We start from the raw sequence: 26,440 nt of genomic DNA, 5'->3' as shown, positions 1-26,440 counted from the left end.
TGCTACCGCGTTACCAGAACTCTGCTTTACGGATGAGCGCAAGGGCGCAAATTGGATAACAATTCGCCAATGCTGGTACTGGGCATCGAGACCACCTGCGACGAGACCGCGGCGGCGGTGATCGAGCGCGCGCCTGACGGGAGCGGCAGGATCCTGTCCAATATCGTGCGGTCGCAGGTCGAGGAGCATGCCCGTTTCGGCGGCGTCGTGCCGGAGATCGCCGCGCGGGCCCATGTCGACGTGCTCGACGGCATCATCGACCGCGCCATGCACGAGGCCGGCATCGACTACGCCCAGCTCGACGGCGTCGCGGCCGCTGCGGGACCGGGCCTGATCGGCGGTGTCATCGTCGGACTCACCACCGCCAAGGCGATCGCGATGGTGCATGACACGCCGCTGGTCGCGGTCAATCACCTCGAGGCGCATGCGCTGACGCCGCGCCTGACCGACGGCGTAGAATTCCCCTACTGCCTCTTCCTCGCCTCCGGCGGCCACACCCAGATCGTCGCGGTCACCGGCGTCGGCCAATATGTGCGGCTTGGCACCACCGTCGACGACGCGATCGGCGAGGCCTTCGACAAGGTCGCGAAGATGCTGGGCCTGCCCTATCCAGGCGGCCCGCAGGTCGAACGCGCCGCCGCGAACGGCGATGCGGCGCGCTTCGCTTTCCCGCGGCCGATGCAGGGACGTCCCGATGCCAATTTCTCCCTGTCGGGATTGAAGACCGCGGTCCGCACCGAAGCGAGCCGGTTGACTGAAATCGCGCCGCAGGACGTCAACGATCTCTGCGCGAGCTTTCAGGCCGCGGTGCTGGATTCCACGGCCGACCGGCTGCGGGTCGGTCTCAGGCTTTTCCGCGAACAATTCGGCGCGCCGTGCGCGCTGGTCGCCGCCGGCGGTGTCGCCGCCAATCAGGCGATTCGCGGCGCGCTGTTTGACGTTGCCAGGGAAGCGCAGACGCAGCTGATCATGCCGCCGCCCGCGCTCTGTACCGACAATGGCGCGATGATCGCATGGGCCGGCGCCGAACGCCTCGCGCTCGGTATCACCGATACGATGGAAGCGCAGCCGCGCGCACGCTGGCTGCTCGACGCCAACGCCACCGCACCGGCAGGCTATGGCAAGACGCGGGCGGGATACTAATGACCGCATTCCAGTCCGTCGCGGTGATCGGCGCGGGTGCCTGGGGTACGGCGCTGGCGACGGTGGCCGCGCGCGCCGGACGGAACGTGACGCTATGGGCGCGTAACGCCGAACATGCAGCGCGGATCGCATCGACTCGTGGCAATCCGCGGCTACCGGGCGTGAAGCTCGCGCCGGAGATCGTCGTGACAAGCGAGCTATCGCTCGCTGCACGCGCCGACGTGCTGCTGATCGCGACACCGGCGCAGCATCTGCGCGGCGCGGTCAACATGCTGGCCTCGCACGTCACGAAGGCTGTGCCGGTCATCGCCTGCGCCAAGGGCATCGAGCACGGCACCCACAAATTCATGACCGACGTGATCGCTGAAGCCGCGCCTCATGCGCAGCCTGCGATCCTGTCGGGCCCCAGTTTTGCCGACGACGTCGCGCGGGGCCTGCCGACGGCGGTGACGCTGGCGGCAAAGGACGAGGCGCTTGCGAGCCATCTGGTGCAGGCACTGGGCTCGGCGACCTTCCGGCCCTATCACACCACGGATGTCCGCGGCGTCGAGATTGGCGGCGCGGCCAAGAACGTGCTCGCGATCGCCGCCGGCATCGTGGTCGGCCGCAACCTCGGCGCCTCCGCACTCGCCGCCTTGACCACGCGCGGCTTCAGCGAGCTGGCGCGGCTCGGCCGCGCCTGCGGCGCGCGCACGGAAACACTCTCGGGCCTCTCCGGCCTCGGCGACCTCTTGTTGAGTTGCTCAACCGCGCAATCGCGCAATTTTGCGCTCGGTATCGCGCTCGGTCGCGGAGAGGCGGCGCCGGCGGGCAAGCTTGCGGAAGGTGCGTTCACCGCGCCGGTGCTGGTCGAGCTCGCAGCCGCCCGAGATGTCGACATGCCGGTCTCGCAAGCGGTCGCCGCCATCCTGGACGGCCGATTGACGATCGAGGCCGCAATCGAAGGGTTGCTGACACGGCCGTTCAAGGCCGAGGAATAGCGACAGCGCCTCGCCTCGCAGGTAGCACTTCACGGCCTGTGCACGCTGGTTTAGCCTGGCGGCACACCGCAGGATCCCGGTCCAACAATAATCAAATGGATCCCAGAGGAAAACGCATGCGCAAACCGCATCGCGCGATCGTTTCGATCGCCATCACCACGCTTGCCGCCATGACTTTACCCACCGCTGCCTACACCCAGGCGGCAATCTCCTATGACGAGCTCGCCAAGAACGAGGCGGCGGCCAATGCCGACAACGGCAAGCGGGTCGCCCCCGTCAAATCGATCGCCAATCCCTCCAACGACGTCAGCGCCGACATGCAGGCCATGATCGGCGCGCCCTTTCCGCCGCATTTCAATGCGGATCCGAAGACCGCTGCGGAATGGAAGGAGCTGATCGATCGCCGCGCAAAACTGTCGATCGCGGGGATTCCGGCAATGAAGGAGAAGCTCGGCGTCAAGGTCGAGGAGACCAGGATCGCCGGCGTGCATTGCTTCATCGTCACGCCGAACAGGATCCCGCCCGAGAACCGGCGGCGCCTTCTGGTTCACGTCCATGGCGGCGGCTATGTGTTCGGGCCGGGCGAAGCAGCGCTGCCGGAAGCGATCATGATGGCCGGCTTTGGCGGCTTCAAGGTGATCTCGGTCGACTATCGCATGCCGCCCGACTTCCCCTATCCCGCTGCTATGGACGATGCGATGGCGGTCTGGAAGGAGGTCACCAAGACGCACGATTCACGCCGGATGGCGATCTTCGGCACGTCGACGGGCGGGGCGATGACGCTTGCGATGGTGCTGCGGGCGAGGGACGAAAAGATGCCGAAGCCGGCGGCGATCGCGCCGGGCACGCCCTGGGCCGATATCGACAGGATCGGCGACACCTATGCCAGCAATGAATGGGTCGACAATGTGCTGGTGACCTGGGACGGCTGGCTCGGCCGCGCCGCAAAGCTCTACGCCAACGGGACGGACCTGAAGAACCCCTACATCTCGCCGATCTACGGCGACTTCAAGGGTTTTCCGCCGACCATCCTCACATCGGGCACGCGCGATCTGTTCCTGAGCAACACGGTCCGCACCCATCGCAAATTGCGCCGCGCCGGCGTGATCGCCGATCTCAACGTCTATGAGGGCCAGTCTCACGCGCAGTACCAGTTCAACATCAATGCGCCGGAAACGAAGGAGGCGTTCACCGATATCGCAAAGTTCTTCGATCGCAATTTGAAGGAATGAGCGCCAGCGATGAATATCGGATGCCCGTGCTTGTCGCGGGCATCCGCGTGCCTGTATTGTCGCGGCACGACAGACGGCAAATCCGAGAATGGGACAAGTTGCGATGAACTACTGGCTGGTGAAATCCGAACCATCGGCGTGGTCCTGGGACCAGCAGGTCGCGAAAGGTGCCAAGGGCGAGGCCTGGACCGGCGTGCGCAATTACACAGCGCGCATCAATCTCATGAACATGAAGAAGGGCGACAAGGCGTTCTTCTATCATTCCAACGACGGCAAGGAGATCGTCGGCATCGCGGAGGTCATCAAGGAGGCCTATCCGGATCCGACCGACAAGACCGAAAAGTTTGTCTGCGTCGACATCAAGGCCGACAAGCCCTTGAAGACACCGGTGACGATGGCCGCGATCAAGGCCGAGAAAAAACTCGCCGACATGGCATTGGTGAAATATTCGCGCCTGTCGGTGCAGCCGGTCACGGCCGAGGAATGGAAGCTGGTCTGCAAGATGGGCGGGATTTAAGAAGCTGCCGTAGCACGGATGGGGCGAAGCGCAATCGGGACTACGATGTCCGCCCTTGCGTCTCCGGCAGTGCGAGGACCTCGCATGGCGAGGCGATGCCGCGCAGCTTGTGCAGCCCGAGCGCGACGAGAGGCAAGTCCGTCTCGGCAGCGAGCGCGCCCGACACCAGCACGGTTCTGCCGAGCGGCTTGCACAATCCCTCCAGCCGGCTGGCAAGATTGACCGCCGGACCGATCGCCGTGAAGTCCAGCCGATTGGCGGCGCCGATATTTCCCCAGAGCATCTCGCCGAGATGAAGCGCGGCACCGAACGCGAGTGGCGGCAAACCCTGCGCACCGCGCTCCGCGTTGAGATAGGCCATTCCGGCTTCGGCTGCGCCGGCGGCACGGAGCGCGGCATCGCAGGCGCGACGCGGTGACGCCTCGACCACCGGAAAGATCGCGAGCACGCCGTCACCGATGAATTTAAGCACCTCGCCGCCAAAGGCATGAACGGCACCGGCGATGCGATCGAACCAGGCATCGAGCGCGGCGATGACATCGGCCGGCGGACTGGCTTCCGACAAGGTGGTGAAGCCGCGCAGATCGGCATAGAGCAGCGCAGCCTGGATGGTCTCGCCGAGGTCGCGCCGCAATGGCGCCGCCAGCACCCGCTCGGCGCTGCGCTTGCCGAGATAGGCCTCCAGCGTCGCCCGCAATGTGGCGCGTGCAGCCAGCGTGGCAAGAGGCGTCGCGGCAAACCGCGCGGCTTGACGCAGCTGGTCGATTTCGCTCGCGCTGAATGGACGCGGCCCAATCCAGCCGAGCAGCGGCCCATCGCGCCCGACAACGTCTTCATGCACTTCGCCGCCCGCGATGTCACGCAGCCAGCGGCGACCGGCATCGTTGGGCAAATCGGGCCCCAATCCGCCCGGCGCGAAGCCGAGCGCCTCGATCACTGTGCCGTTTTCCGCGCGCCACAGCCAAGTCCGCTTCGCGATCAGCGGGTGCGGCACCTCCAAGGTCAGGCTGCCTGCCGCAAGCGACACACCGTCGGCGAGCAGATGCGCGCCGAGTTCCGCGAGCAGGCGATCGGCGCCGGCACACTGTGAAGCGGCATCGACAAGCCAGGCGAGGGTCGGAGTGAGTTGCATGAGACGATGATGGCGAAGGAGGGCCGTGTTTGTCACGGGCAATCCTTGACGGGCTGCTTGGGCGCCGCCATGTGCCAGTATCACCCCAGGGATGATCGCCTATGACCGATCCGTTCGTATTGCGGCGCGAGACCCAGATTGCAGCCCCCCGCGCCACCGTTTTCGCCTATTTGACGGACCCTGAGAAAATCCTGAGCTGGATGGGCTCGGATGCGACCTCCGAGCCGCATCCCGGTGGGCTCTACCTGCTCAAGGGCATCGGTCCACGTGGCAGCACCGCCCGCGGCGCTTTCCGCGAGGTCGTGCCGGTGCATCGCCTGGCCTACACGTTCGGCTGGGAGGGCGGCCAGGAAGTACCGCCCGGCTCGAGCCTGATCGAGATCGACCTAATCGAACGCGACGGCGGCACGCTGCTGCGCATGACACATAGCGGGCTGCCGACCGGAGAACAGATGGCCGCGCACGCGAAAGGGTGGGCGCATTATCTGGGACGGCTCACGAGCGCAGCCGCCGGCCGCGATCCCGGTCCCGACATGGGTCTTTCGGACAACATGTAGCAATGCGACGGGTTACACCGCCGCGGTTGCCACAACCTGCTGCAAAAGCTGCTCGCGCCTGGCCTGCGAGCGTTGACCCTTCATGGTCGCGGCGAAACGTTCGAGGATGCCGTCCTCGAAGGCGGTGACGATGGTGTCGTGGACGTAGCTCTTGCGGCAGATCGCCGGCGTGTTGGAGAGCTTGTCGGCCGCGGCGCGGATCGCGTCCAGCACCTGCTTCTTGCGGCCGCGCTGGCTGGTCGCAGGCGTGATCCGCGACAGCGATTCCACGACGACGGCCGAGGCCATCAGCGTGCGGAAATCCTTCAGCGAAATCTTGATGCCGGCGATCTCGCGCAGGAACGCATTCACTTGCGTGGTGCTGACCACGCGCACGATGCCGTAGGCATCGCGATACTGGAACATGCGCTTGCCGGGAACGGCGTTGAGGATGCCGATGGCGCGCACCAGCTTGGCCGCGTCGCACTCCTTGCGCACGGCCTTGCCGCCCTTCGCCTTGAAGGTCAGCACGAAGCAATCGTCCTCGAGCGTGACGTTCGACTTCAGCATCGTGGTCGCGCCGCGGGTGCCGTTGAGGCGGGCGTAGGATTCGTTGCCGGGGCGGATCGCGGTGCGCGCGATCAGCTCGATCACCGCCGAGAGCGCGAATTCGCGCGTCGGCTCGTCGCCCGACAGGAACGCCGAGACCTTGCGCCGGATTTTGGGCAGCGCGCCGACGAGCTTTTCCAGCCGATGCGCCTTGCGGTGCTCGCGGACTTTCTCCCAGTCGGCGTGATAGCGATATTGCAGCCGGCCCGCGGCATCGCGTCCCACCGCCTGGAGATGCGTGCTCGGATCGGCCGAGTAACGCACCTCGCGGTAGGCCGGCGGCACCGCCATGGCGTGGAGCCGGCGGATGGTGCGGGCGTCGCGGATATGGGCGCCGTTGGGGCGGACGAAGGAATAGCCCTTGCCGCGACGGATGCGGCGGATGGTCAGCTCGTTCTGATCGCCGAGCCGCAGGCCCAGCTCCTTGGCAAGGGCCTCGACCGTCGCCGCGGGTGCCGAATCGAACACCTTTTTGGGGCTGGGGCGGGTGGAACCAGCCGATTTCGGCCATTGTCCGAGGGCTTTGGCCAGCGCAATGGCAGCAGGATCGGCCGAAGCGGGCCGCATCGTCCCGAGATTCTGCTGATCCATCATAGTCTTAAGCCTTAGCCCTGTTTGTTACCGATCAATGCCGCTGTTCTGATTTTGGTTCCAGGGGGCGCTTGGAGGCTCTCCTGGACGGTCTCTTGGGACCCGGGTTAGCCACTTAGGGTGTTCCGAACCTCATTGCGAGTCCCGAATCAGTGAAAAGCGGTTCCTAAATACCGCCTGCGACGCATGGGCGCTCTGCATGGCCTATTCCGGCGATACGGGTAAAGAGCCGAAAACCTCAGTCCCGGCCTGTTTCAGATCTGCGACAGCCGGGCTTTGCCGATTGATTCTCCGCAAGGCCGGCCGCTCACCGAAGGGCCAGCTTGTGCTCCTTGTCGGGTCCGGTTAGCCCGACGCATAATCGGTTCAACGATCAAGTCGGCTTGCGCATCGCCAGCGTTTGGCTTGCCGTATGTGGAGAGAAACATGTCCGAGAAGATTTACGACGTCCCCGCCGAATGGGCCAAGCGCGCCTGGGTCGACCAGGCGAAGTACAAGGACATGTACGCCCGCTCGATCGCGGACCCGAACGCCTTCTGGGCCGAGCAGGCCAAGCGCATCGACTGGATGCACGCGCCGACCAAGATCGAGAACGTCTCCTTCGCGCCCGGCAACATCTCGATCAAATGGTTCGAGGACGGCATCCTCAACGTCGCCCATAATTGCATCGACCGGCATCTCGCCAAGCGCGCCAACCAGACCGCGATCATCTGGGAAGGCGACGATCCCTCGCAGTCGAAGCACATCACCTACAAGGAGCTGCACGACGAGGTCTGCCGGATGGCCAACATCCTGCGCACCCGCAACGTCAAGAAGGGTGACCGCGTCACCATCTACCTGCCGATGATCCCGGAAGCTGCCTATGCGATGCTGGCCTGCGCGCGGATCGGCGCTGTTCACTCCGTGGTGTTCGCGGGCTTCTCGCCGGACTCACTCGCTCAGCGCATCAACGACTGCCAGTCCAAGATCGTCATCACCGCGGATGAAGGCCTGCGCGGCGGCAAGAAGGTGCCGCTGAAGGCCAACGTCGACGCGGCGCTCGCCAAGGCCGACGGCGTCGACTGGGTCGTCGTGGTCAAGCGCACCGGCGGCAAGATCGACATGAATCCGACGCGCGACCTCTGGTATCACGAGGCGGCTGCGATGGTGACGACGGAATGCCGGGCCGAGCACATGCACGCCGAGGATCCGCTCTTCATCCTCTACACCTCGGGCTCGACCGGCCAGCCCAAGGGCGTGCTGCACACCTCGGGCGGCTATCTCGTGTTTGCGTCGATGACGCATCAATACGTCTTCGACTATCACGACGGCGACATCTACTGGTGCACCGCCGACGTCGGCTGGGTCACCGGCCACAGCTACATTCTCTACGGGCCGCTCGCCAACGGCGCGACCACGCTGATGTTCGAAGGCGTGCCGAATTACCCGGATAATTCCAGGTTCTGGAACGTCATCGACAAGCACAAGGTCAACATCTTCTACACGGCGCCAACCGCGATCCGCGCGCTGATGCAGTCGGGCGACGAACCCGTGAAGAAGACCTCGCGCGCGAGCCTGCGCCTGCTCGGCTCGGTCGGCGAGCCCATCAATCCGGAAGCCTGGGAGTGGTATCATCGCGTCGTCGGCGACGACCGCTGCCCGATCGTCGATACCTGGTGGCAGACCGAGACCGGCGGCATTCTGATCACGCCGCTGCCGGGCGCGACCAAGCTGAAGCCGGGTTCGGCAACGCAGCCGTTCTTCGGCGTAGCGCCAGAGATCGTCGATGCCGACGGCAAGGTGCTGGACGGAGAAACCACAGGCAATCTCTGCCTGACCCGTTCATGGCCGGGCCAGATGCGCACGGTCTATGGCGATCACGCCCGCTTCGAGCAGACCTATTTCTCGACCTACAAGGGCAAATATTTTACGGGCGACGGCTGCCGCCGCGACGCCGACGGCTATTACTGGATCACTGGCCGCGTCGACGACGTCATCAACGTCTCCGGCCATCGCATGGGCACCGCGGAAGTCGAGAGCGCTCTAGTTGCACATGAGAAGGTGTCGGAAGCCGCCGTGGTCGGCTACCCGCACGACATCAAGGGCCAGGGCATCTATGCTTATGTGACGCTGATGGCCGGCGTCGAACCGAGCGACGAATTGCGCAAGGAACTCATCAGCTGGGTGCGCAAGGAAATTGGCCCGATCGCTGCACCTGACCAGATCCAGTTCTCGCCCGGCCTGCCCAAGACCCGCTCCGGCAAGATCATGCGCCGCATCCTGCGCAAGATCGCCGAGGACGAGCCGGGCAGCCTCGGCGACACCTCGACACTCGCCGATCCCGCCGTGGTCGACGACCTCGTGAAGAACCGGCAGAACAAGAAGACCGGGTAAGGCACGCTCTCGTGCCCCGGACGCAGTGCAGCGCCTCTTGGCGGTGCGCTGCAGAGCCGGGGCCCATGCTTCCCACGCGCAAAGAATTGGGTTCCGGCTCTGCGTCGCGTCACCATAGCGCGTCGAAGACGCACGTGAACGCGCTTATGGCGTGCCGCGCCGCGTCCGGGACACGAGAGCGGCCCACTTCGCTCCTCCGTCCAAAACAACACCCTCACGCGTTTGTCAGGGCGCACGCGGCTGCGCCCGCATCTTTCCCGCCGAGTGTTGTTTTCAAGTCATTTACTTTGTTTCGAACATTTCCTTTGTTCCGCTGCTGGCTGGCCCTTGGCGGCCGTGCGCGGAAACCATCCGGTTAACAAGCGCGGTTAAGAATGTCTGGGCAAGCCGGCGATTGCCGGGTTCTGCGTAATTTTTTGGACGATCGGTTTTAGGGCAAGGGGAAGCATCGATGTCGATGAGGATTGCACTGGCGCTGGCCGCCACCATCGGAGCTGGGCTCTCGATGTCGACGGCAGCCGAGGCGCGGCCGGAAATCGTGGGGACGCACGTCGCCAACTATTCGCCCGGCACCATCGTGGTCAAAACCAGCGAGCGCCGGCTCTATCTCATCCTCGATGACGGCCACGCCGTGCGCTATCCGGTCGGCGTCGGCAAATCCGGCAAGCAGTGGGCCGGCACCACCAGCATCGACGGCAAGTACCGCAATCCGGCCTGGTCGCCTCCGGCCGAAGTGAAGCGCGACAAGCCGCAGCTTCCCGACGTGATCCCCGGAGGCTCGCCGCGCAATCCGATGGGCGTTGCGGCGATGACACTGGCTGGCGGGGAATATGCCATCCACGGCACCAACGTGCCGGGCTCGGTCGGCGGCTTCGTCTCCTACGGCTGCATCCGCATGCTCAACGACGACATCACCGATCTCTACGGCCGCGTCTCCGTCGGCACGACGGTGGTCGTGGCGCGCTGATCGTCGCAACCCAAACAGAGATTGAAAGAGCCGCGTTCGACGCGGCTTTTTTTGTCACCAGAAACGCCACCCGCGCGCGCACCAGCCGTCGCGGTGGCCGCCATTGTAGCTGCGCGCGTAGCCGCCCGCGAGCATCGCCGCCGAAACGCTGGCGGTCCGTTTGGTCGCGACGTCGGCGAGAACGCGTCCGTATTTTTCCGTGCCTAGATTGTAGATGGTGACGCCGCCCTGGCCGAGCAGATTGCGCAGCGCCCCGGTGGCGGCTTCCGCCTTGTTCAGCTCGTCCTGACAGGACGCCTTCATCTCGGGCGCATCGATGCCGCGCAGGCGAACCCGCGCGACGAGATCGCGCCCGTCGCGCTGATGCACACGCGCAAGAAAGGTGTCGCCGTCGATGGTGCGGATGACATCGATCGGCAGGCGGCTGTCGGGATTGCCGGATTGCTGCAGGATGATCTCGGCGTCCTGCGTGCGCTCGTCGGCCGGATAGGGAACCGGCCAGCTCGTCCCGTGCCGGAAGGTGAGCACAACGGCCACGACTATCCCGACCACGAACATCCACGGCAATAGTCCGGAGAAGCGACGGCCAAACGGTGAGCCGCCGTAAGACGGCCGATAGGAGCGATCCGGGTCGAAGCGCGACATCCGCGCACGCTAGGGCTGAGTCGGCCGGACCGGCAAGTGAGCTTGAAAAACTGAATCCGAAAAGCCCAAGCCTCAGAAATCCGAGGCGATGCCCTTGCGTTCCCAGTCGCCGTAGCGCGTGGGTTCAGGTCCCTTCGGCCCCTGCAATTCCTTCGGTGCAGCCTTTGCATCGTCCTTGGCATGCGCCACTGCAGCCCGCCGACGTTCCTCGGCTTCGGCCAGCGCGCGTTGCGCGGCGGCGGGCAAGGGCTTGCGATCGGGGACGGGCGTCTGGTCGTTCATCGTTCGGGGTCCTAGCGCAGGATCGTCATACGCGCGACATCCAATAACGCATTGCTGAAATGGCCGCGACGGGCTGAAATCGCCAGAGGCCATTCTTACATTTGGCATATTCGCATGCCATAGCTGGTGTTCTTAAGGCATGCGCCCATATTGGCGGAACTGCCGCTCGCTCAGAACCTTACTTCCGCATGCCATCTCAACGTTTCGCCCCTCCATCCGAAGTGCCCGGTCTCGCGGCGCGACGGATCGCTGCTGACATCGTCGACGGCGTCCTGCACAAGCACCGCACGCTCGATGACCAGCTCGACGGATCCGGCGCCCATCCCGGACTGAAGACACTCGCCGACCGTGACCGCGCGCTGATGCGACGGCTGGTCGCGACCATCTTGCGCCGCCTCGGCACGCTCGGCCATGTGCTGTCGCGCCTGCTCGACAAGGGCATTCCCTCCGATGCACCGCGCGCGCAGAGCGCGCTGCTGATCGGCGCCGCGCAGATCCTCTGGATGGACGTGCCCGATCACGCCGCGGTCGATCTCTCCGTTCGCCTGGTGCAATCCGACCGGCGCGCCGCGCGCTATGCCGGCCTCGTCAACGCCGTGCTGCGCCGCTGCGCGCGCGAAGGCCAGGCGCTGGTCGAGGAGGTCGCCACGCAATCGCTGGACCTGCCGCCCTGGCTGCTGGCGCGCTGGAGCGCGCATTACGGTGAGGCGACCGTACGGGACATGGCGCTCGCCCTTGGTCACGAACCTTCGCTCGATCTGACCGTGAAATCCGACGCCGAGCAGTGGGCGAGCCGGCTGCACGGCGAAGTGCTGCCGACCGGATCGGTGCGCACGGTGCTGCACGGCGCGGTGACGATGCTGCCCGGCTTCACCGAAGGACAATGGTGGGTGCAGGACGCCGCGGCCGCACTCCCTGTCCGGCTGTTCGGTGACATCAAAGGTAAATCCATTGCCGATCTCTGTGCTGCGCCCGGCGGCAAGACCGCGCAGCTGGCGCAGGCCGGCGCGCATGTCACGGCGATCGACCGTTCACCCGCCCGGGTGGCGCGCCTGCGCGAAAACCTGAACCGGCTGTCGCTGCAGGCCGAAACTGTCGTCGCTGACGCCGTGGAATGGGCGGGCCCGGCGGATGGCCTCGACGGAATCCTGATCGATGCGCCCTGCACCTCGACCGGGACGATCCGTCGGCACCCGGATGTTGCGTGGCTGCGCCAGGAGTCCGACGTCGCGGCGATGACCGTCCTGCAGCAGCGGCTGCTGCGCAAATCCGTCTCGCTGCTCAAGCCCGGCGGGATGCTGGTCTACTGCACCTGTTCGCTGGAACCCGAAGAAGGCGAGCAGGCCGTCGCCATGCTGCTGGCCGCAGAACCTGCGCTTCGCCGCGTACCGATCGAGCCCAGCGAGGTCTTCGGGCTCAGCGAGATCATCACCGCAGAGGGCGATCTCCGGACCCTGCCGAGCCACCTGCCGCACGCCGACCCGAAGCTCGGCGGGCTCGACGGATTTTTTGCAGCCCGGCTCGTTAAATCCTGATTTTGCACCGGATTTTACTACCGCTGGACTGATTCGGGGCCATTCAAGGTGGTGTCCGCGGTCCGATTTTGGGATTAATAAGGATTCGTCGGAATCCTCTCCCCCTTCAAGGCAAGGCGTGTCGGTCGCTCAACGCAGACGTATCTCGACGCTGGTGATGAACCGCTTCGCGCGGAACATGCTCGCGCGCGCGAGCGGCGGCTCAGTTGCGCTGTCGCGGGTCTGGCCCGGCCGTACCGATCGGCTGATCATTGCGCCGCATGATTTGCGCACCGCGGATGCGACACGCGCCGCCGAGATCTATGCCGGGCGCTTCGTCTTCGCCGGCAAGATCGTCAACTGCCACGGCCGCTCGATCTTCGATCTCGATCCGCCCTCGGAGGATTGGGAGGTCGCGCTGCTCGGCTTCGGCTGGCTGCGGCATTTACGGGCCGCCGACACCGCGCTGACCCGGGCCAATGCGCGCGCATTGGTCGAGGACTGGATCAGCAACCCCGCGAACAAGCGCCGGCCCGTCGCCCGCCGCGCCGATGTGCTGGCGCGGCGCGTGATCTCGCTGTTGTCGCAGGCACCGCTGGTGCTCAACGACACCGACAACAAATTCTACCGCCGTTACTTGCGCGCGCTCGCACGCGAGATCCGCTTCCTGCGCTTCACCATGGTCAACATTCCTGACGGGGTGCCGAAGCTCCAGGTGCAGATCGCGCTGTGCTACACGACGCTCTGCCTCGCCAACCAGGGCCGTCACATCCGCAGCGCGTCGAAAAAGCTCTCCGACGAATTGCAGCGGCAGATTCTGCCCGACGGCGGCCACATCTCGCGCAATCCGGGCGCGCTGATCGAGCTGCTGATCGATTTGTTGCCGCTGCGGCAGACCTTTGCCGCGCGCAACATCGCGCCGCCGCCGGCGCTGCTCAACGCGATCGACCGCATGATGCCGATGCTGCGCTTCTTCCGGCACGGCGACGGCAATTTCGCGTTGTTCAACGGCATGAGCGCGACGCCGTCCGATCTGCTTGCCACGCTGCTCGCCTATGACGACACCCATGGCGCGCCGATGTCGAACATGCCGCATACCGGCTTCCAGCGCCTCGATGCCGGCCCGACCACGCTGATCATCGACACCGGCCCGCCGCCGCCGCCCGGCGTCAGCCACGACGCCCACGCCGGCTGCCTGTCGTTCGAGCTGTCCTCCGGCATCAGCCGCATCGTCACCAATTGCGGCATGCCGACCACGGGCCGCGACAATTGGCGGCCGTTTGCGCGCGGCACCGCGGCGCATTCGACGCTGACCTATCACGAGACGTCGTCCTGCCAGTTCGTCGAGATGTCGGCGATGAAGCGGCTGCTGCACGGCGCGCCGATCATGCGCGGCCCCCATGAGGTCGAGAGCTATCGCGAAATCGTGCAGGACGGCACGCTGCTGACGACCTCGCATGACGGCTATTTCGCCAAGTTCGGCGTGATCCATCGCCGCGTGCTGATGATCGCCAATGACGGCGCGCGGATCGACGGCGAGGACACGCTGTCGCCGCCGCAGGGCGCGCGCCTCAAGGGCGCCGATGCCGACTTCGCGCTGCGCTTCCATCTGCATCCCGCGGTGAAGGCGAGCCGGCTGTCGGATGCCCGCGGCGTCATGCTGGTGCTGCCGAACCGCGACGTCTGGACCTTCGAAGCGCTGGACGACAAGGTCGATCTCGAGGACAGCGTGTTCCTGGCCGGCAATGACGGCCCGCGCCGCACCGCGCAGATCGTGATCCGGCAGGATGCGCGCCAGGCGCCCTCGATCCGCTGGAGCTTTGTCCGCTCCAGCGCGTCGCCCGCCGTCACCAATGCCCGCCGCAACGCCCGGCGCGAGCCGGAACTTCCGCTCTAAAGAGCGCCAATTCGATGCCATCTGGTCGTTGTGAAGAACGCCAAAAACTGCTATCGAGCGCTCGTTCGCGCGACTGGCGACCTTGGATGGAGCACCATCGGGAAGCGCGACACATATCCGCCGCGCGCCTGGGCATAGACACTCCTTAAGACAGAGGATCTTGCTCATGACTGACCATCCCCGCCGCGTCACCCGCGCCCTGCTTTCCGTCTCCGACAAGACCGGCCTGGTCGAATTCGCCAAGGCGCTTGCCGCGCATGATGTCGAGCTGGTCTCGACCGGTGGCACCGCGAAAGCAATCGCCGCTGCCGGCCTCAAGGTGAAAGACGTTTCCGATCTCACCGGCTTCCCTGAGATGATGGACGGCCGCGTCAAGACGCTGCATCCGAAGGTGCATGGCGGCCTGCTCGCGATCCGCGACAACAAGGACCACACGGAGGCGATGAAGGCGCACGGCATCGCGCCGATCGACCTGCTCGTCGTCAACCTCTATCCGTTCGAGGCGACCGTCGACAAAGGCGCAGGTTTCGAGGACTGCATCGAGAACATCGACATCGGCGGCCCCGCGATGATCCGCGCCGCCGCCAAGAACCACGACGACGTCGCCGTCGTGGTCGAGGCAAACGACTACAAGGCCGTGCTCGACGAGCTCGCCGCCAACAAGGGCGCGACGACGCTGAAGCTGCGCCGGCGGCTTGCCGCGAAGGCCTATGCGCGCACCGCCGCTTACGATGCCGCGATCTCGAACTGGTTCAATCGCCAGCTCGAGATCGACGCGCCCGATTTCCGCGCTTTCGGCGGCAAACTGATCCAGTCGCTGCGCTACGGCGAGAACCCGCATCAGACCGCGGCGTTCTACGCGACGCCCGACAAGCGCCCCGGCGTTTCGACCGCACGGCAGCTGCAGGGCAAGGAGCTCTCCTACAACAACATCAACGACACCGATGCGGCGTATGAGTGCATCGGCGAATTCGACACAAAGCGCACCGCGGCCTGCGTCATCGTCAAGCACGCCAATCCCTGCGGCGTCGCTGAAGGCTCGAATCTCGTCGACGCCTATCGCAAGGCGCTCGCCTGCGATTCGACCTCGGCATTCGGCGGCATCATCGCGATGAACCGCGCCCTCGATGCCGACACCGCGCGCGAGATCACAAAGATCTTCACCGAGGTGATCATCGCGCCCGACGCCAGCGAGGAAGCGATCGCCATCATCGGCGCGCGCAAGAACCTTCGTCTGTTGCTCGCCGGCAGCCTGCCCGATCCGCGCGCAGCTGGTCTGACCGCAAAGACCGTAGCGGGTGGCCTGCTCGTGCAGAGCCGCGACAACGCCGTGGTCGACGACATGACCTTCAAGATCGTGACCAAGCGCGCACCGACCGATGCCGAGATGCGCGACCTCAAATTCGCCTTTCGGGTCGCCAAGCACGTCAAGTCCAACACCATCATCTACGCCAAGGATCTCGCCACCGTCGGTATCGGTGCGGGCCAGATGAGCCGCGTGGATTCAGCACGGATCGCAGCACGCAAGGCGCAGGATGCAGCCAACGAGCTGAAGCTCGCGGAGCCGCTGACCAAGGGTTCGGTGGTGGCGTCGGATGCATTCTTCCCGTTTGCCGACGGCATGCTCGCCTGCATCGAAGCCGGCGCCACCGCCGTGGTGCAGCCCGGTGGCTCGATGCGCGATGACGAGGTGATCAAGGCCGCCGACGAGCACGGCATCGCGATGGTGTTCACCGGCACGCGGCATTTCAGGCACTAGAGCCTACCGACTCGTCATTGCGAGCGACTTGTCCGCCGTAGCTCGAAGAGCGAAGGCGGAAGCGAAGCAATCCAGTCCGTTTCCACAGAGAAACTCTGGATTGCTTCGTCGCACCAGCGCAAAATTGCTTTGCAATTTTGTCGCGGGCTCCTCGCAATGACGAGAGACTAATCCCGCACCCGCATCAGCAGTGCGAACCCCGTGACGAAAAACACGACGAGCACCGCCATGCCGGCCTTCTGGCTCGCGGTTGCCGCGGTAATTACGCCGATCAGCAGCGGTCCGATGAAGGACGTCACCTTCCCGGTCAGCGCGAACAGACCAAAATACTGCGCGATGCGATCCTTCGGCGCGAGGTGGATCAGTAGCGTGCGTGACGCCGCCTGAAGCGGGCCGCCGGCCGCGCCGATCAGGCAGCCCAGGATTACGTAAGCGCGTTCGGCGGCGCTCGAAAACATGGCGGCGCCCGGCTGCGGGGGCGCAACCTTGACGAACAGCACGCTGTCCTTGTCCACGAGCAGGATCGCCGCCACCGAGAGCAGCAGGATCAGCATGCTGCCGGCGATGACGCGCTTCGGTCCGAGGAAATCGTCGAGCTTGCCGCCGAGCCACGCACCGAAGGTGCCGGCGACGGCGAGGATGATGCCGAACGTCCCGATCTGGATCGTGTGCCAGCCGAAGGTGCCTGCGGCATAGATGCCGCCGAACGCGAACAGCGACACCAGGCCGTCCGTGTAGATCATGTTGGCGAGCAGAAACGCCGCGAGCGATTTCTGCTGCGGCAAATCCTTCAGCGACCGCTTCAGATCCGCCAGGCCTTCATGCAGCGCCTCGCGCACCGGACGCTTCGCCGGATAATCCGGCGTGAACAAGAACATCGGCGTCACGAAGATGATGAACCACAGCCCGGTCAACGGTCCCGCGGCACGATCGCCCTCGTGCATGGCGGGATCGAGCCCGAACAGCGGCGTGAAGCCGAGCAGCGTGCGTCCGGTTTCTGGATTGGCGGCGAGGAAGCCGAGCACGATGATCAGGCTGACGATGCCGCCGATATAACCCGTGGCCCAGCCGGTGCCGGAGAGACGGCCGATGCGCTCCGGCGGCACCAGGGTCGGCATCATCGCATTGTTGAAGACGGTGGCGAATTCCGCGCCGACGCTCGCAAGCGCGACCGCGACGAGCAGCGGTGGAATGATGGCCTGATCGCCGGGCTTGCCGATCCACAGCGTGCAGGAGGCCAGCACGAGCACCGTACCAAACGCGGCGATCCAGGGTTTTCGGCGCCCCGAGGCATCCGCGATGGCACCAAGCACCGGTGACAGCAGCGCGATCGCCATGCCAGCTGCTGCCATCGCAAAGCCCCAGAGCGACTGGCCCGTGGCGGGATCTGGTGCGATGCTGGTGGCGAAATAAGGTGCGAACACGAAGGTCGTGATCAGAGTGAAATAGGGCTGCGCGGCCCAATCAAAGAAGATCCAGCTGACGACGGCGGCGCGCGGCGGATAGGTCCGCGGGGCGCCGGCCATGCGCACCGCCGGGGCGATCATCGTCATGACGCAGCCCTCATCACAAACAGTTTTGCCTCTCTTAGCGCAAACCGTATAGCATTACAGCGACGCGTTTGAATTGGCCTGAAGGCCCGGCGGAAATTTGATGATGGCGTCATTTTCGACACGGCGGACTTTTCTCGCATTCGTCGCCACTCTGGCGTTTGGTCTTGCCTCAGCAACCGCGCAGGATGCGCGGCGGGCCTATGTCCCGCCGGTGCTCGACACTGTGCACGCGATCCCGGCCGAACATGGCATGGTGGTGGCGCAGGAGAAGATATCCGCGCAGGTCGGCGCCGATATCCTGCGACGCGGCGGCAATGCCGTCGACGCGGCCGTCGCGACCGGCTTTGCAATGGCCGTGACTTATCCGCGTGCCGGCAATATCGGCGGCGGCGGCTTCATGGTGATCCATTCCGTCGAGCGCAATGAAGACATCGCGATCGATTATCGCGAGACCGCGCCGGCGGCGACCACGGCGCAGATCTTCCTTGGCGCCGACGGCAAGCCCGATCCCGCCAAGTCGCGCGATTCCGGACTTGGCATCGGCGTGCCCGGCACGGTCGCGGGCCTGGCGCTCGCGCTCGCGAAATACGGCTCGGGCAAGTTCACGCTGGCGCAAGTGCTCGAACCTGCGATCGTGCTCGCGCGCGACGGATTTATCGTCACCGACGACATCGCCGATACCCTGCCGGGCTGGTACCCGCGGCTGGCACGCTGGCCGTCCTCTGCCAAGATTTTTGCAAAGCCCGATGGCACGCCGTTTGGCGAAGGCGACAGGCTGGTGCAGAGCGATCTCGCCGACACGCTGGCGAGTGTCGCAGCGCAAGGACCACCCGGCTTCTACGAGGGTCCGGTGGCGGAGAAGCTCGCCAAGGCGGTGTCCGACGCCGGCGGCATCATGACGCCGGCCGATCTGAAGGCCTATCAGGCCGTGATCCGTTCGCCGGTGCGAGGCACCTATCGTGGCTATGACATCGTCTCGATGCCGCTGCCATCGTCCGGCGGCGTCGTGCTGGTGGAATCGCTCAACATCCTCGAAGGCTTTCAGCTCGCCGATTTGAAGCAGGGCTCACCGGCATCGCTGCATCTGCTGATCGAAGCCATGAAGCGCGCCTACGCGGATCGTGCGCGCTATCTCGGCGATCCCGCCTTCGTCAAGGCACCGATCGAAACGCTCACGGCGAAGGACTATGCGGCCAAGCTGCGGGCGAACATCTCGACCCAACGCGCGACGCCGTCGAAAGAGATCGTTTCCGCCCCGCCCGCGCCGCGCGAAGGCAGCAACACCACGCATTTCTCCGTCGTCGACAGCAGCGGCAACGCCGTCAGCAACACCTACACGCTGAACTTCAGCTACGGCGTCGGCCTCGTTGCCGATGGCACGGGCGTGCTGCTCAACAACGAGCTCGACGATTTCACCGCCGCCGTCGGCGCCTCCAATGCCTATGGCCTCGTCGGCTACGAGCCAAATCTGCCCGGACCCGGCAAGCGGCCGCTGTCGTCGATGTCGCCGACCATCGTGCTCCGGGGCGGCAAGCCGGTGCTGGTGACGGGCTCGCCCGGCGGCAGCCGTATCATCTCGACCGTGCTCCAGGTGGTCGTGAACGTGCTCGACTACAAGATGGACGTGGCGGCTGCGGTGGCCGCGCCGCGGCTGCATCATCAATGGCTGCCGGACGAGGTGCGCGTCGAGCGCGGCTTTCCCGACGACGTGCTGTTCGAGCTGAAGGCGATGGATCATCTCATCGTCGAGCCGATGGGACAGACTTCCGCCAACTCGATTCTCGTGACGCCGAACGGACCGCTCGGCGCGCCGGATCCGCGCTCGCGCGGGGCGGAAGCAGCAGGACAGTAATCCTGCCCCTGCATGGCACGACCGCGCGCGCCGGCTTGCGCCGGCCGCCGCGCGTGCTACCACCGCCCGGCCAAAGGAATTTGCCGGGGAAACGCACATGACCACAGCCGATCCGACTGGGCGCATCGAACGCGCCGAGATCGAGGACACCAGCCTTCTCGCCTTCTATCGCGACATGAATGCGCCGGAGCGACGGACGTTCTGGGCCTGCGCGGCAGGCTGGGCGCTCGACGGTATGGACTTCATGATCTATCCGCTGGTGATCGGCACCATCATCGCACTGTGGAAGGTCGATGCGGCTTCAGCCGGTCTTGCCGGCACGGTGACGCTGCTGGCCTCCGCCATCGGCGGCTGGCTCGGCGGTTATCTCTCCGACCATATCGGCCGGGTCAGGACGCTCCAGATCACCATCATCTGGTTCTCGGTCTTCTCGCTGGTCTGCGCGGTCGTGCAGAACTTCGAGCAGCTATTGATCGCGCGCGCGGTGCTTGGTCTCGGCTTCGGCGGCGAATGGGCCGCGGGCGCCGTGCTGATGGGCGAGGCGATCCGGCCGCAATATCGTGGACGCGCGGTCGGCTCGGTACAGTCAGGCTGGGCGGTCGGATGGGGCCTTGCTGTGCTGTCGCAGGCGATCCTGTTCTCACTGATGCCGGCGGAGACGGCATGGCGCTGGATGTTCGTGATCGGCGCGCTGCCGGCGCTGCTGGTGTTCTATATCCGCCGCTCCGTCACCGAGCCCGAGATCGCGGCCGAGGCCCGCGCAAAGCAGGCCGCGAGCGGCCACCGCCCGGCGCTCTGGGAAATTTTTTCGGGCCCGATCCTGAAGACCACGATCCTCGCATCGCTGGCAGCTACGGGCTGCCAGGGCGGCTACTACGCCATCACCTTCTGGGTGCCGCAGTTCCTGACCAAGGAGCGGCACCTGTCCGTCGTCGGCTCGACCGGCTATCTCTCGACGCTGATCATCGGCTCCTTCATCGGCTATCTCGTCGGCGCCTGGCTCGCCGACCGGATCGGGCGGCGCAATCTCTTCCTGATCTTCTCGATCGGCGCGATGGCCATCGTGCTGCTCTATACGCAGCTGCCGCTGACCAACGAAATCCTGTGGGTGCTCGGCTTCCCGCTCGGTTTCTTCGCCTCGGGCTATTTCTCGGGAATCGGCGCATTCCTGACCGAGCTCTATCCGACGCGGCTGCGCGGCTCAGGCCAGGGCTTTTGCTACAATTTCGGCCGCGGCATCGGCGCGCTGTTTCCGTTCCTCGTCGGCGCGCTGTCGGCGTCGACGTCGCTTGCCAATGCGATCGCGATCTTCGCGGTGGTGGCCTACGCGCTGTTCTTCATCGCCGCCTTCGCGCTGCCGGAGACGCGCGGGCGCGTGCTGCACGCGGACTGAAAAGTCATCGCAGGGCGGTGAGGAAACTTACCGCCCGACCTGGTACGGCCCGCCCTTCTCGAGGGCGCGCGCATAGGCCGGCCGCGCGTGAATGCGCTCGAGGAACGCCATCGCCTTGGGATGGCCCTGCTCGAGCCCTCCGCGCGCCTGGGCTGCTTCAAGCGGAAAGCTCATCTGGATATCGGCCGCGGTGAACTCGCTGCCGGCGAACCACTCGCTTTTTCCGAGCTCGCCTTCCCAATAATCCATGTGCTGCTTGAGCTGCGGATTGACCAGCGCGGTGAGCGCCTGGTTCGAGACCTTGCGCACCAGCGGGCGAAGCAGCGCCGGCGCGCGCTTCGGCATCAGCGTGAACAGCAACTTCAAGAGCAAGGGCGACATCGCCGACCCTTCCGCATAGTGCAGCCAGTAGGTGAAGCGCAGCCGCTCCGGCGTGTTCGGCGCCGGGATCAGCCGGCCATTGCCGTAGGTCGCGATGAGATATTCGATGATCGCGCCGGACTCGGCGATGGTGTTGCCGTTGTCGGTGATGACGGGCGACTTGCCGAGCGGATGGATGGCGCGCAGCTCTTTCGGCGCACGCATATCGGGCTGGCGCTGATAGCGCACGATCTCATAGGGCACGCCCAGCTCCTCGAGCAGCCACAGCACCCGCTGCGAACGGGAGTTGTTGAGGTGGTGGACGGTCAGCATCGCGAGATCCTCAGGGCTGGGCGTGGTCGGTCGGCCGCGTACGTGCCAGCCCGGGACTGCAATGTCGAGCCATCCGGATGGATATTTTCATCCGGGTATATTGACGCTGGCAATTTACCCGGGTATTAAGTGGCCCAACGTCACCAATATAGCAATGATTTCAATGCAGAAGACTTTCACCGCCTTCCAGGGTCAGCGCCGGCTCGTGTCGGGGCCGGCAGGAGAGGTCGCGCTCGTCGTCAAGCGCGTGGCGCCACGGCCGGACGAGCCCATCATCATCTTCGAGGACGCCACGGGTCGATCGATCGACTTCGATCTGCGCGGCGGCGACCGCGAGGTGCTGGCGCGTCTGGCGAAGCTGATCCCGCCGCCAGTTGAGGAGACCGCACCATCGGCCGAACCGCGCGGCCGCGGCCGGCCGAAACTCGGCGTGGTCGCGCGCGAGGTGACGCTGCTGCCGCGACACTGGGAGTGGCTCGGCGCGCAGCCCGGCGGCGCTTCGGTCGCGCTGCGAAAACTCGTCGACGAGACGCGGCGCGCGAGCGGCGACAAGGATCGCGAGCGGCAGGCGCGCGATGCGGCTTATCACTTCATGTCGACCATGGCCGGCAATCTGGCGCAGTTCGAGGAAGCTTCGCGTGCGCTGTTTGCAGATGACCGGCGGCGCTTCACCGGACTGATCGCCGACTGGCCGGCCGACATCCGCGACCACATCGTCAAGCTCGCCTACAGCGACCGCGCTTAAGGCGCGCCGCTCTCCAATAACCCCATCGACGGCCAAGCCGCGCGCTTCGCGCGGCAACGGCTTTGCTCGCCCTGATGAAAGGCACATCCATGTCCGCTCCAAAGCCGCTCTGGAGGAGCTTCCTGCGCTTCCTCGCACCGTTGATGCTGAGCAACGCGCTGCAATCGCTGTTCGGTACCGTCAGCAATGTCTATCTCGGTCAGATGATCGGGGTGGATGCGCTGGCGGCGGTCTCGACATTCTTCCCAGTGTTTTTCTTTCTGTTCGCCTTCGTCATGGGCCTGAGCACCGGCGCCACCGTGCTGATCGGCCAGGCCTTCGGCGCCGGCGAGCACGGCAGGATCAGAAGCGTCGTCGGCACGACGCTCGCGGTCGGCCTGCTGCTCTCGATATCTGTGGGACTTATCGGCGGGCTCTTCAGCCGGCAATTGATGATGGCGCTTGCGACGCCCGCAGACATTCTCGACCAGGCAAGCGCCTATGCCCGCATCATGCTGCTGACGATGCCGCTCGGTTTCGTCTTCCTCCTGATGACGGCGATGATCCGCGGCGTCGGCGATGCAGTAACGCCGCTGCTGGCGCTGGCATTGTCGACGACGATCGGTCTGATCCTGACGCCGGTGATGATCCGCGGGGCATTCGGACTGCCGGCGCTCGGCATCACCAGCCCGGCCTGGGCGGCTGCGATCTCCAATGCAGTGACGCTGCTCGCGCTGGCGGCCTACCTGCTGCGGAAGAAGCACGCGCTCGCGCCTGATGTCGCATTGCTGCGCCAAGTACGGCTCAATCGCGCTGTGATCGGACAAATCCTCGGCATCGGCTTGCCGAGTGCGGTCGGCATGGTGGTGATGGCGATCGCCGAGCTGGTGCTGCTTGGCCTCGTCAACGGCTTCGGCTCGGACGCCACTGCGGCTTACGGCGCGGTCAATCAGGTGATGGGCTACACGCAGTTCACGGCGATGTCGATTTCGATCGCGGTCTCGATCCTCGGCGCACAAGCCATCGGCGGCGGCGATCGGGCGCGGCTCGACGGCATCGTCCGTATCGGCCTGACGTTCAACCTCGTGCTGACCGGCGGGCTGGTCGCACTGATTTACCTGATGCCGCGCGCCGTGCTCGGCATCTTCATCACCGACGGCGCCGTGCTCGATCTGGCGAAAGGGCTGCTGTTCATCGCCTTGTGGAGTTCGGTGCCGTTCGGCCTGGCGACGACGTTTTCCGGCGCGATGCGTGCCGCCGGCGTTGCGCTGACGCCGATGCTGCTGTCGATCTTTGCCATTGTCGCGATCGAGCTGCCGTCGGCGGTGATCCTGAGCCGCATGATCGGTCTCGACGGCGTATGGGCCGCCTATCCGATCGTGTTCTGCGCCATGTTCATTTTGCAGATGGGCTATTATCTGCTGGTGTGGCGCAAGAAGGCGATCCGGCGCCTGGTCTAGTCGTCAAGATATTATGACCGTCATTAAACGGTGGACCTGTGGCGCGGCCTGCGCCACAATGGATGAAAATCCAGATCAAAAGCCAGATCAGGGAGAATGAATTTGACCCGCACAGCCCCGCAATTCCTGTTCGATTTCGGCAGCCCGAATGCCTATCTCAGCCATCTGGCGATCCCGGCGATCGAGCAGCGCATCGGCGTCAAATTCGAATATGTACCGATCCTGCTCGGCGGCATCTTCAAGTCGACCAACAACAAGTCGCCGGCCGAGACGCTCGCCGGCGTGAAGAACAAGCGCGAATTCCAGCAGGTCGAAACCGAGCGCTTCGTCAAGCGCTTCAAGGTTCAGCCTTACGTCTTCAATCCCAATTTCCCCGTCAACACGCTGAACCTGATGCGGACCGCGATCGCGGCGCAGCTCGAGGGCGTGTTCGAGAAATACGTCGACGCCGCGTTCCACCACATGTGGCGCGAGCCGAAAGAGATGGACGATCCTGAAGTTGCGGCGAAGGCGCTGGCGTCGTCGGGCCTTGATGCCCAAAAACTGTTCGCCCGCGCCCAGGAGCCCGAGGCGAAAGGCAAGCTGATCAAGAACACCGAGGAGGCAGTCGCCCGCGGCGCGTTCGGCTCGCCGACCTTCTTCGTCGGCAACGAGATGTTTTTCGGCAAGGAGCAGCTGCGCGAGGTCGAGGAGATGGTACTGGGAGAGTAATCCCCGCATCTCCAGCGACAGAATGTGATTGCGGCACCATTCTGGATTGCTTCGCTTCGCTCGCAAGGGCGACTATAGATAGACCGCCAATAGCAACAATAAGGACTTTCCCATGCGTATCCTCGTGGTCGGCGCCGGCGCCATCGGCGGCTATTTTGGTGGCAGGCTGTTGCAGGCCGGCCGCGACGTCACATTCCTGGTCCGCCCCAAACGCGCCAGCGAGCTCGCGAGCGACGGCCTCGTCATCAAGAGCCCGAATGGCGATGTGACGTTGAAGAATCCGCCGACCGTGCAGGCGGACAACCTCAAGGAAAAATTCGACGTCGTGCTGCTCAGCTGCAAGGCGTTCGATCTGGACGATGCCATCAAGTCGTTCGCCGCAGCAGTCGGCCCGAACACCGCGGTCATCCCGATGCTCAACGGCATGAAGCATCTCGATACGCTCGATGCCAAATTCGGCAAGGAGCGCGTGCTCGGTGGCCTCTGCGCCATTGCCGCGACCCTGAACGAGAAGCGCGAGGTGGTGCAGCTGCAGCCGATGCAATCGATCAATTACGGCGAGCGCGACGGGAAATTGTCGGATCGCGTCAAGGCGATCGACGAGGCCTTCAAGAGCGGCATCAATGGCGCCACTGCCAGCCAGAACATCATGCAGGACATGTGGGAGAAGTGGGTGTTCCTGTCCTCGCTCGCCGCAAGCACCAGCCTGATGCGCACCTCCGTCGGCAACATCCTCGCCGCGCCCGGCGGTCGCGACTTCTTGCTCGGCATGCTCGATGAAACCAGCTCGATCGCCACCGCGTCGGGCTATACGCCGGGCGGTCCGTTCTTCGAGCGCGTGAAGGGCAACCTCACGACCGAGGGCTCGCCGATGACGGCCTCGATGTTCCGCGACATCAAGGGAGGCTTTCCGGTCGAGGCCGATCACGTGATCGGCGACCTCATCGCGCGCGCCGATGCCGCCAAGGTCCCGGTGCCGAAGCTGCGCATCGCGTATACGCATCTCAAGGCCTATGAGAACCAGCGGGCAGGGTAACTGCTGTCGTCCCGGACAAGCGCAGCGCAGATCCGGGACGACAGACCGTGTTGGCGGCTACACCCAGCGCTATTTGAAATACGCGAGATAGTGCGAGACGGCGGCGATTTCCTCATCGCTCATGTGGTAGGCGACGTCGGCCATCGCGGCGCCGCCGCCGCCGACGCGCTGGCTGGCCTTGTAGTCGTGCAGCGCCTTGACCAGATACTCCTCGCGCTGACCCGCGAGCCGCGCGACGGCCTTGGTGCCGGCAAAGCTATCCGTGTGGCATGAGGCGCAGCGGCGGCCGACGGCGACTTGCGCGCCTTTTTTCGACAGGTCCGGATCCTTGTCTTCGGCTGCCGTCGGCGGCGTCATGGCCGCGAAATAGGCGCCGAGGCTGCGGACGTCCTCGTTGGTGATCTCCGCGGCAATCGGCTGCATCTGCTCGTTCTTGCGCGAGCCGGCGCGGAAGAACACGAGCTGCCATTGCAGGAATTGGTCGGGCTGACCGGCCAGCGAGGGAATGTTCTCGGTCTGCGAGATACCGTTCTCGCCGTGACAGCCGGAGCAAACGGCAGCCTTCTCCTGGACTGCAGTGTTATCTGCGGCGCTTGCGGAAAGGGCGCCAAGCGTGAGGAGCGCGGCCGCGCTGATTGCGTGCGAGATGAACTGCCGGCGCATGATGGAATTCCACTCTGACTGGTTCGTCATTCCGGGGCGCCTGAAGGGCGAGCTACGATGCGCAGTTGCGCATCTGAGAATCCATAACCATCATTCGTGGGTACGGGTTCCAGGCTTAGGCGCGAGCTGCGCACAGTCAGGAATGACAGCATGTGAATTTGAAATGAAAGAGGCTGCG

The 26,440-nt window shown here is 65.0% G+C and carries 23 protein-coding genes and 1 riboswitch; of the genes, 16 read left to right on the top strand and 7 right to left on the bottom strand.

Annotated features, from left to right (window positions below; all coding sequences use genetic code 11):
* The first annotated feature begins 69 nt into the window (after window positions 1-69).
* From tsaD to K3F49_RS28490, 4 genes are all read left to right on the top strand, one after another.
* Window positions 70-1,143, top strand: a complete 1,074-nt coding sequence (tsaD, locus tag K3F49_RS28505; protein ID WP_234684220.1) for a tRNA (adenosine(37)-N6)-threonylcarbamoyltransferase complex transferase subunit TsaD — start codon at window positions 70-72, stop codon at window positions 1,141-1,143.
* Window positions 1,143-2,123, top strand: a complete 981-nt coding sequence (locus K3F49_RS28500; protein ID WP_234684219.1) for an NAD(P)H-dependent glycerol-3-phosphate dehydrogenase — start codon at window positions 1,143-1,145, stop codon at window positions 2,121-2,123. The genes tsaD and K3F49_RS28500 overlap by 1 nt, the downstream gene beginning before the upstream one ends.
* Before the next feature lie 116 nt (window positions 2,124-2,239).
* Window positions 2,240-3,355, top strand: coding sequence for an alpha/beta hydrolase (locus K3F49_RS28495; RefSeq protein ID WP_234684218.1), 1,116 nt, complete (start codon window positions 2,240-2,242; stop codon window positions 3,353-3,355).
* A 103-nt stretch (window positions 3,356-3,458) separates the two neighbouring features.
* Window positions 3,459-3,872 carry an EVE domain-containing protein gene (locus K3F49_RS28490; protein ID WP_234684217.1) on the top strand — a complete coding sequence of 138 codons (414 nt, stop codon included), beginning with the start codon at window positions 3,459-3,461 and terminating at the stop codon, window positions 3,870-3,872.
* A 40-nt stretch (window positions 3,873-3,912) separates the two neighbouring features.
* Here K3F49_RS28490 and K3F49_RS28485 read toward each other — a convergent pair whose 3' ends face one another.
* On the bottom strand, window positions 3,913-5,004 hold the full coding sequence (locus K3F49_RS28485) for an adenylate/guanylate cyclase domain-containing protein (protein WP_234684377.1): 1,092 nt from the start codon (window positions 5,002-5,004) through the stop codon (window positions 3,913-3,915).
* Window positions 5,005-5,105: 101 nt separating this feature from the next.
* Here K3F49_RS28485 and K3F49_RS28480 point away from each other — a divergent pair, with 101 nt between their 5' ends.
* Window positions 5,106-5,561 carry an SRPBCC family protein gene (locus tag K3F49_RS28480; RefSeq protein WP_234684216.1) on the top strand — a complete coding sequence of 152 codons (456 nt, stop codon included), beginning with the start codon at window positions 5,106-5,108 and terminating at the stop codon, window positions 5,559-5,561.
* 12 nt (window positions 5,562-5,573) lie between these two features.
* Here K3F49_RS28480 and K3F49_RS28475 read toward each other — a convergent pair whose 3' ends face one another.
* Window positions 5,574-6,743 carry a DNA topoisomerase IB gene (locus tag K3F49_RS28475; protein ID WP_234684215.1) on the bottom strand — a complete coding sequence of 390 codons (1,170 nt, stop codon included), beginning with the start codon at window positions 6,741-6,743 and terminating at the stop codon, window positions 5,574-5,576.
* 423 nt (window positions 6,744-7,166) lie between these two features.
* Between K3F49_RS28475 and acs the strand changes: the two genes are divergently transcribed.
* Window positions 7,167-9,113, top strand: a complete 1,947-nt coding sequence (gene acs / locus K3F49_RS28470) for an acetate--CoA ligase (RefSeq protein ID WP_234684214.1) — start codon at window positions 7,167-7,169, stop codon at window positions 9,111-9,113.
* 451 nt (window positions 9,114-9,564) lie between these two features.
* Window positions 9,565-10,080 carry a L,D-transpeptidase gene (locus K3F49_RS28465; protein ID WP_234684213.1) on the top strand — a complete coding sequence of 172 codons (516 nt, stop codon included), beginning with the start codon at window positions 9,565-9,567 and terminating at the stop codon, window positions 10,078-10,080.
* A 54-nt stretch (window positions 10,081-10,134) separates the two neighbouring features.
* Here the strand turns inward: K3F49_RS28465 and K3F49_RS28460 are convergent, their stop codons facing one another.
* Window positions 10,135-10,725, bottom strand: coding sequence for a thermonuclease family protein (locus K3F49_RS28460; RefSeq protein ID WP_234684212.1), 591 nt, complete (start codon window positions 10,723-10,725; stop codon window positions 10,135-10,137).
* Between the two features lie 72 nt (window positions 10,726-10,797).
* A complete protein-coding gene (locus tag K3F49_RS28455) occupies window positions 10,798-11,007 on the bottom strand; it encodes a DUF1674 domain-containing protein (RefSeq protein WP_234684211.1) in 210 nt (69 codons plus the stop codon).
* A 188-nt stretch (window positions 11,008-11,195) separates the two neighbouring features.
* On the opposite strand from K3F49_RS28455, the gene K3F49_RS28450 reads away from it, so the two are divergent.
* From K3F49_RS28450 to purH, 3 genes are all read left to right on the top strand, one after another.
* Window positions 11,196-12,542 carry an RsmB/NOP family class I SAM-dependent RNA methyltransferase gene (locus K3F49_RS28450; RefSeq protein ID WP_234684210.1) on the top strand — a complete coding sequence of 449 codons (1,347 nt, stop codon included), beginning with the start codon at window positions 11,196-11,198 and terminating at the stop codon, window positions 12,540-12,542.
* A 157-nt stretch (window positions 12,543-12,699) separates the two neighbouring features.
* Window positions 12,700-14,418: a heparinase II/III family protein gene (locus K3F49_RS28445; protein WP_234684376.1), complete on the top strand. Its 1,719-nt coding sequence runs from the start codon at window positions 12,700-12,702 to the stop codon at window positions 14,416-14,418.
* Window positions 14,419-14,477: 59 nt separating this feature from the next.
* Window positions 14,478-14,559, top strand: a riboswitch (ZMP/ZTP riboswitch).
* A 25-nt stretch (window positions 14,560-14,584) separates the two neighbouring features.
* The gene (purH, locus tag K3F49_RS28440) at window positions 14,585-16,177 is read left to right on the top strand and encodes a bifunctional phosphoribosylaminoimidazolecarboxamide formyltransferase/IMP cyclohydrolase (RefSeq protein WP_234684209.1); all 1,593 of its coding nucleotides are present in this window, start codon (window positions 14,585-14,587) and stop codon (window positions 16,175-16,177) included.
* A 167-nt stretch (window positions 16,178-16,344) separates the two neighbouring features.
* Here the strand turns inward: purH and K3F49_RS28435 are convergent, their stop codons facing one another.
* A complete protein-coding gene (locus tag K3F49_RS28435; RefSeq protein WP_234684208.1) occupies window positions 16,345-17,730 on the bottom strand; it encodes an MFS transporter in 1,386 nt (461 codons plus the stop codon).
* A 100-nt stretch (window positions 17,731-17,830) separates the two neighbouring features.
* On the opposite strand from K3F49_RS28435, the gene ggt reads away from it, so the two are divergent.
* Window positions 17,831-19,582, top strand: a complete 1,752-nt coding sequence (ggt, locus tag K3F49_RS28430) for a gamma-glutamyltransferase (RefSeq protein WP_234684207.1) — start codon at window positions 17,831-17,833, stop codon at window positions 19,580-19,582.
* A 97-nt stretch (window positions 19,583-19,679) separates the two neighbouring features.
* The gene (locus K3F49_RS28425; protein ID WP_234684206.1) at window positions 19,680-20,975 is read left to right on the top strand and encodes an MFS transporter; all 1,296 of its coding nucleotides are present in this window, start codon (window positions 19,680-19,682) and stop codon (window positions 20,973-20,975) included.
* Between the two features lie 27 nt (window positions 20,976-21,002).
* Here K3F49_RS28425 and K3F49_RS28420 read toward each other — a convergent pair whose 3' ends face one another.
* Window positions 21,003-21,668 (bottom strand): glutathione S-transferase family protein, encoded by a 666-nt coding sequence (locus K3F49_RS28420; RefSeq protein ID WP_234684205.1) that lies wholly within the window; start codon window positions 21,666-21,668, stop codon window positions 21,003-21,005.
* A 163-nt stretch (window positions 21,669-21,831) separates the two neighbouring features.
* Here K3F49_RS28420 and K3F49_RS28415 point away from each other — a divergent pair, with 163 nt between their 5' ends.
* From K3F49_RS28415 to panE, 4 genes are all read left to right on the top strand, one after another.
* Entirely contained in the window at window positions 21,832-22,413 is a 582-nt protein-coding gene (locus K3F49_RS28415) for a DUF2239 family protein (protein WP_234684204.1), read from the top strand.
* An 89-nt stretch (window positions 22,414-22,502) separates the two neighbouring features.
* Entirely contained in the window at window positions 22,503-23,852 is a 1,350-nt protein-coding gene (locus tag K3F49_RS28410) for an MATE family efflux transporter (RefSeq protein ID WP_234684203.1), read from the top strand.
* 102 nt (window positions 23,853-23,954) lie between these two features.
* A complete protein-coding gene (locus tag K3F49_RS28405) occupies window positions 23,955-24,563 on the top strand; it encodes a 2-hydroxychromene-2-carboxylate isomerase (RefSeq protein ID WP_234684202.1) in 609 nt (202 codons plus the stop codon).
* Between the two features lie 112 nt (window positions 24,564-24,675).
* Complete coding sequence (gene panE, locus K3F49_RS28400; protein WP_234684201.1) at window positions 24,676-25,599, top strand: 2-dehydropantoate 2-reductase; 924 nt, start codon at window positions 24,676-24,678, stop codon at window positions 25,597-25,599.
* Between the two features lie 69 nt (window positions 25,600-25,668).
* Here panE and K3F49_RS28395 read toward each other — a convergent pair whose 3' ends face one another.
* The gene (locus tag K3F49_RS28395; RefSeq protein WP_234684375.1) at window positions 25,669-26,262 is read right to left on the bottom strand and encodes a c-type cytochrome; all 594 of its coding nucleotides are present in this window, start codon (window positions 26,260-26,262) and stop codon (window positions 25,669-25,671) included.
* Window positions 26,263-26,440: the final 178 nt, after the last annotated feature.

Origin of the sequence: Bradyrhizobium monzae (genome assembly GCF_021458635.1) — a bacterium.
Classification (GTDB): Bacteria; Pseudomonadota; Alphaproteobacteria; order Rhizobiales; family Xanthobacteraceae; genus Bradyrhizobium.
Note: the sequence above shows the minus strand (reverse complement) of the source record. Positions and strands in the feature narration are given on the sequence as shown.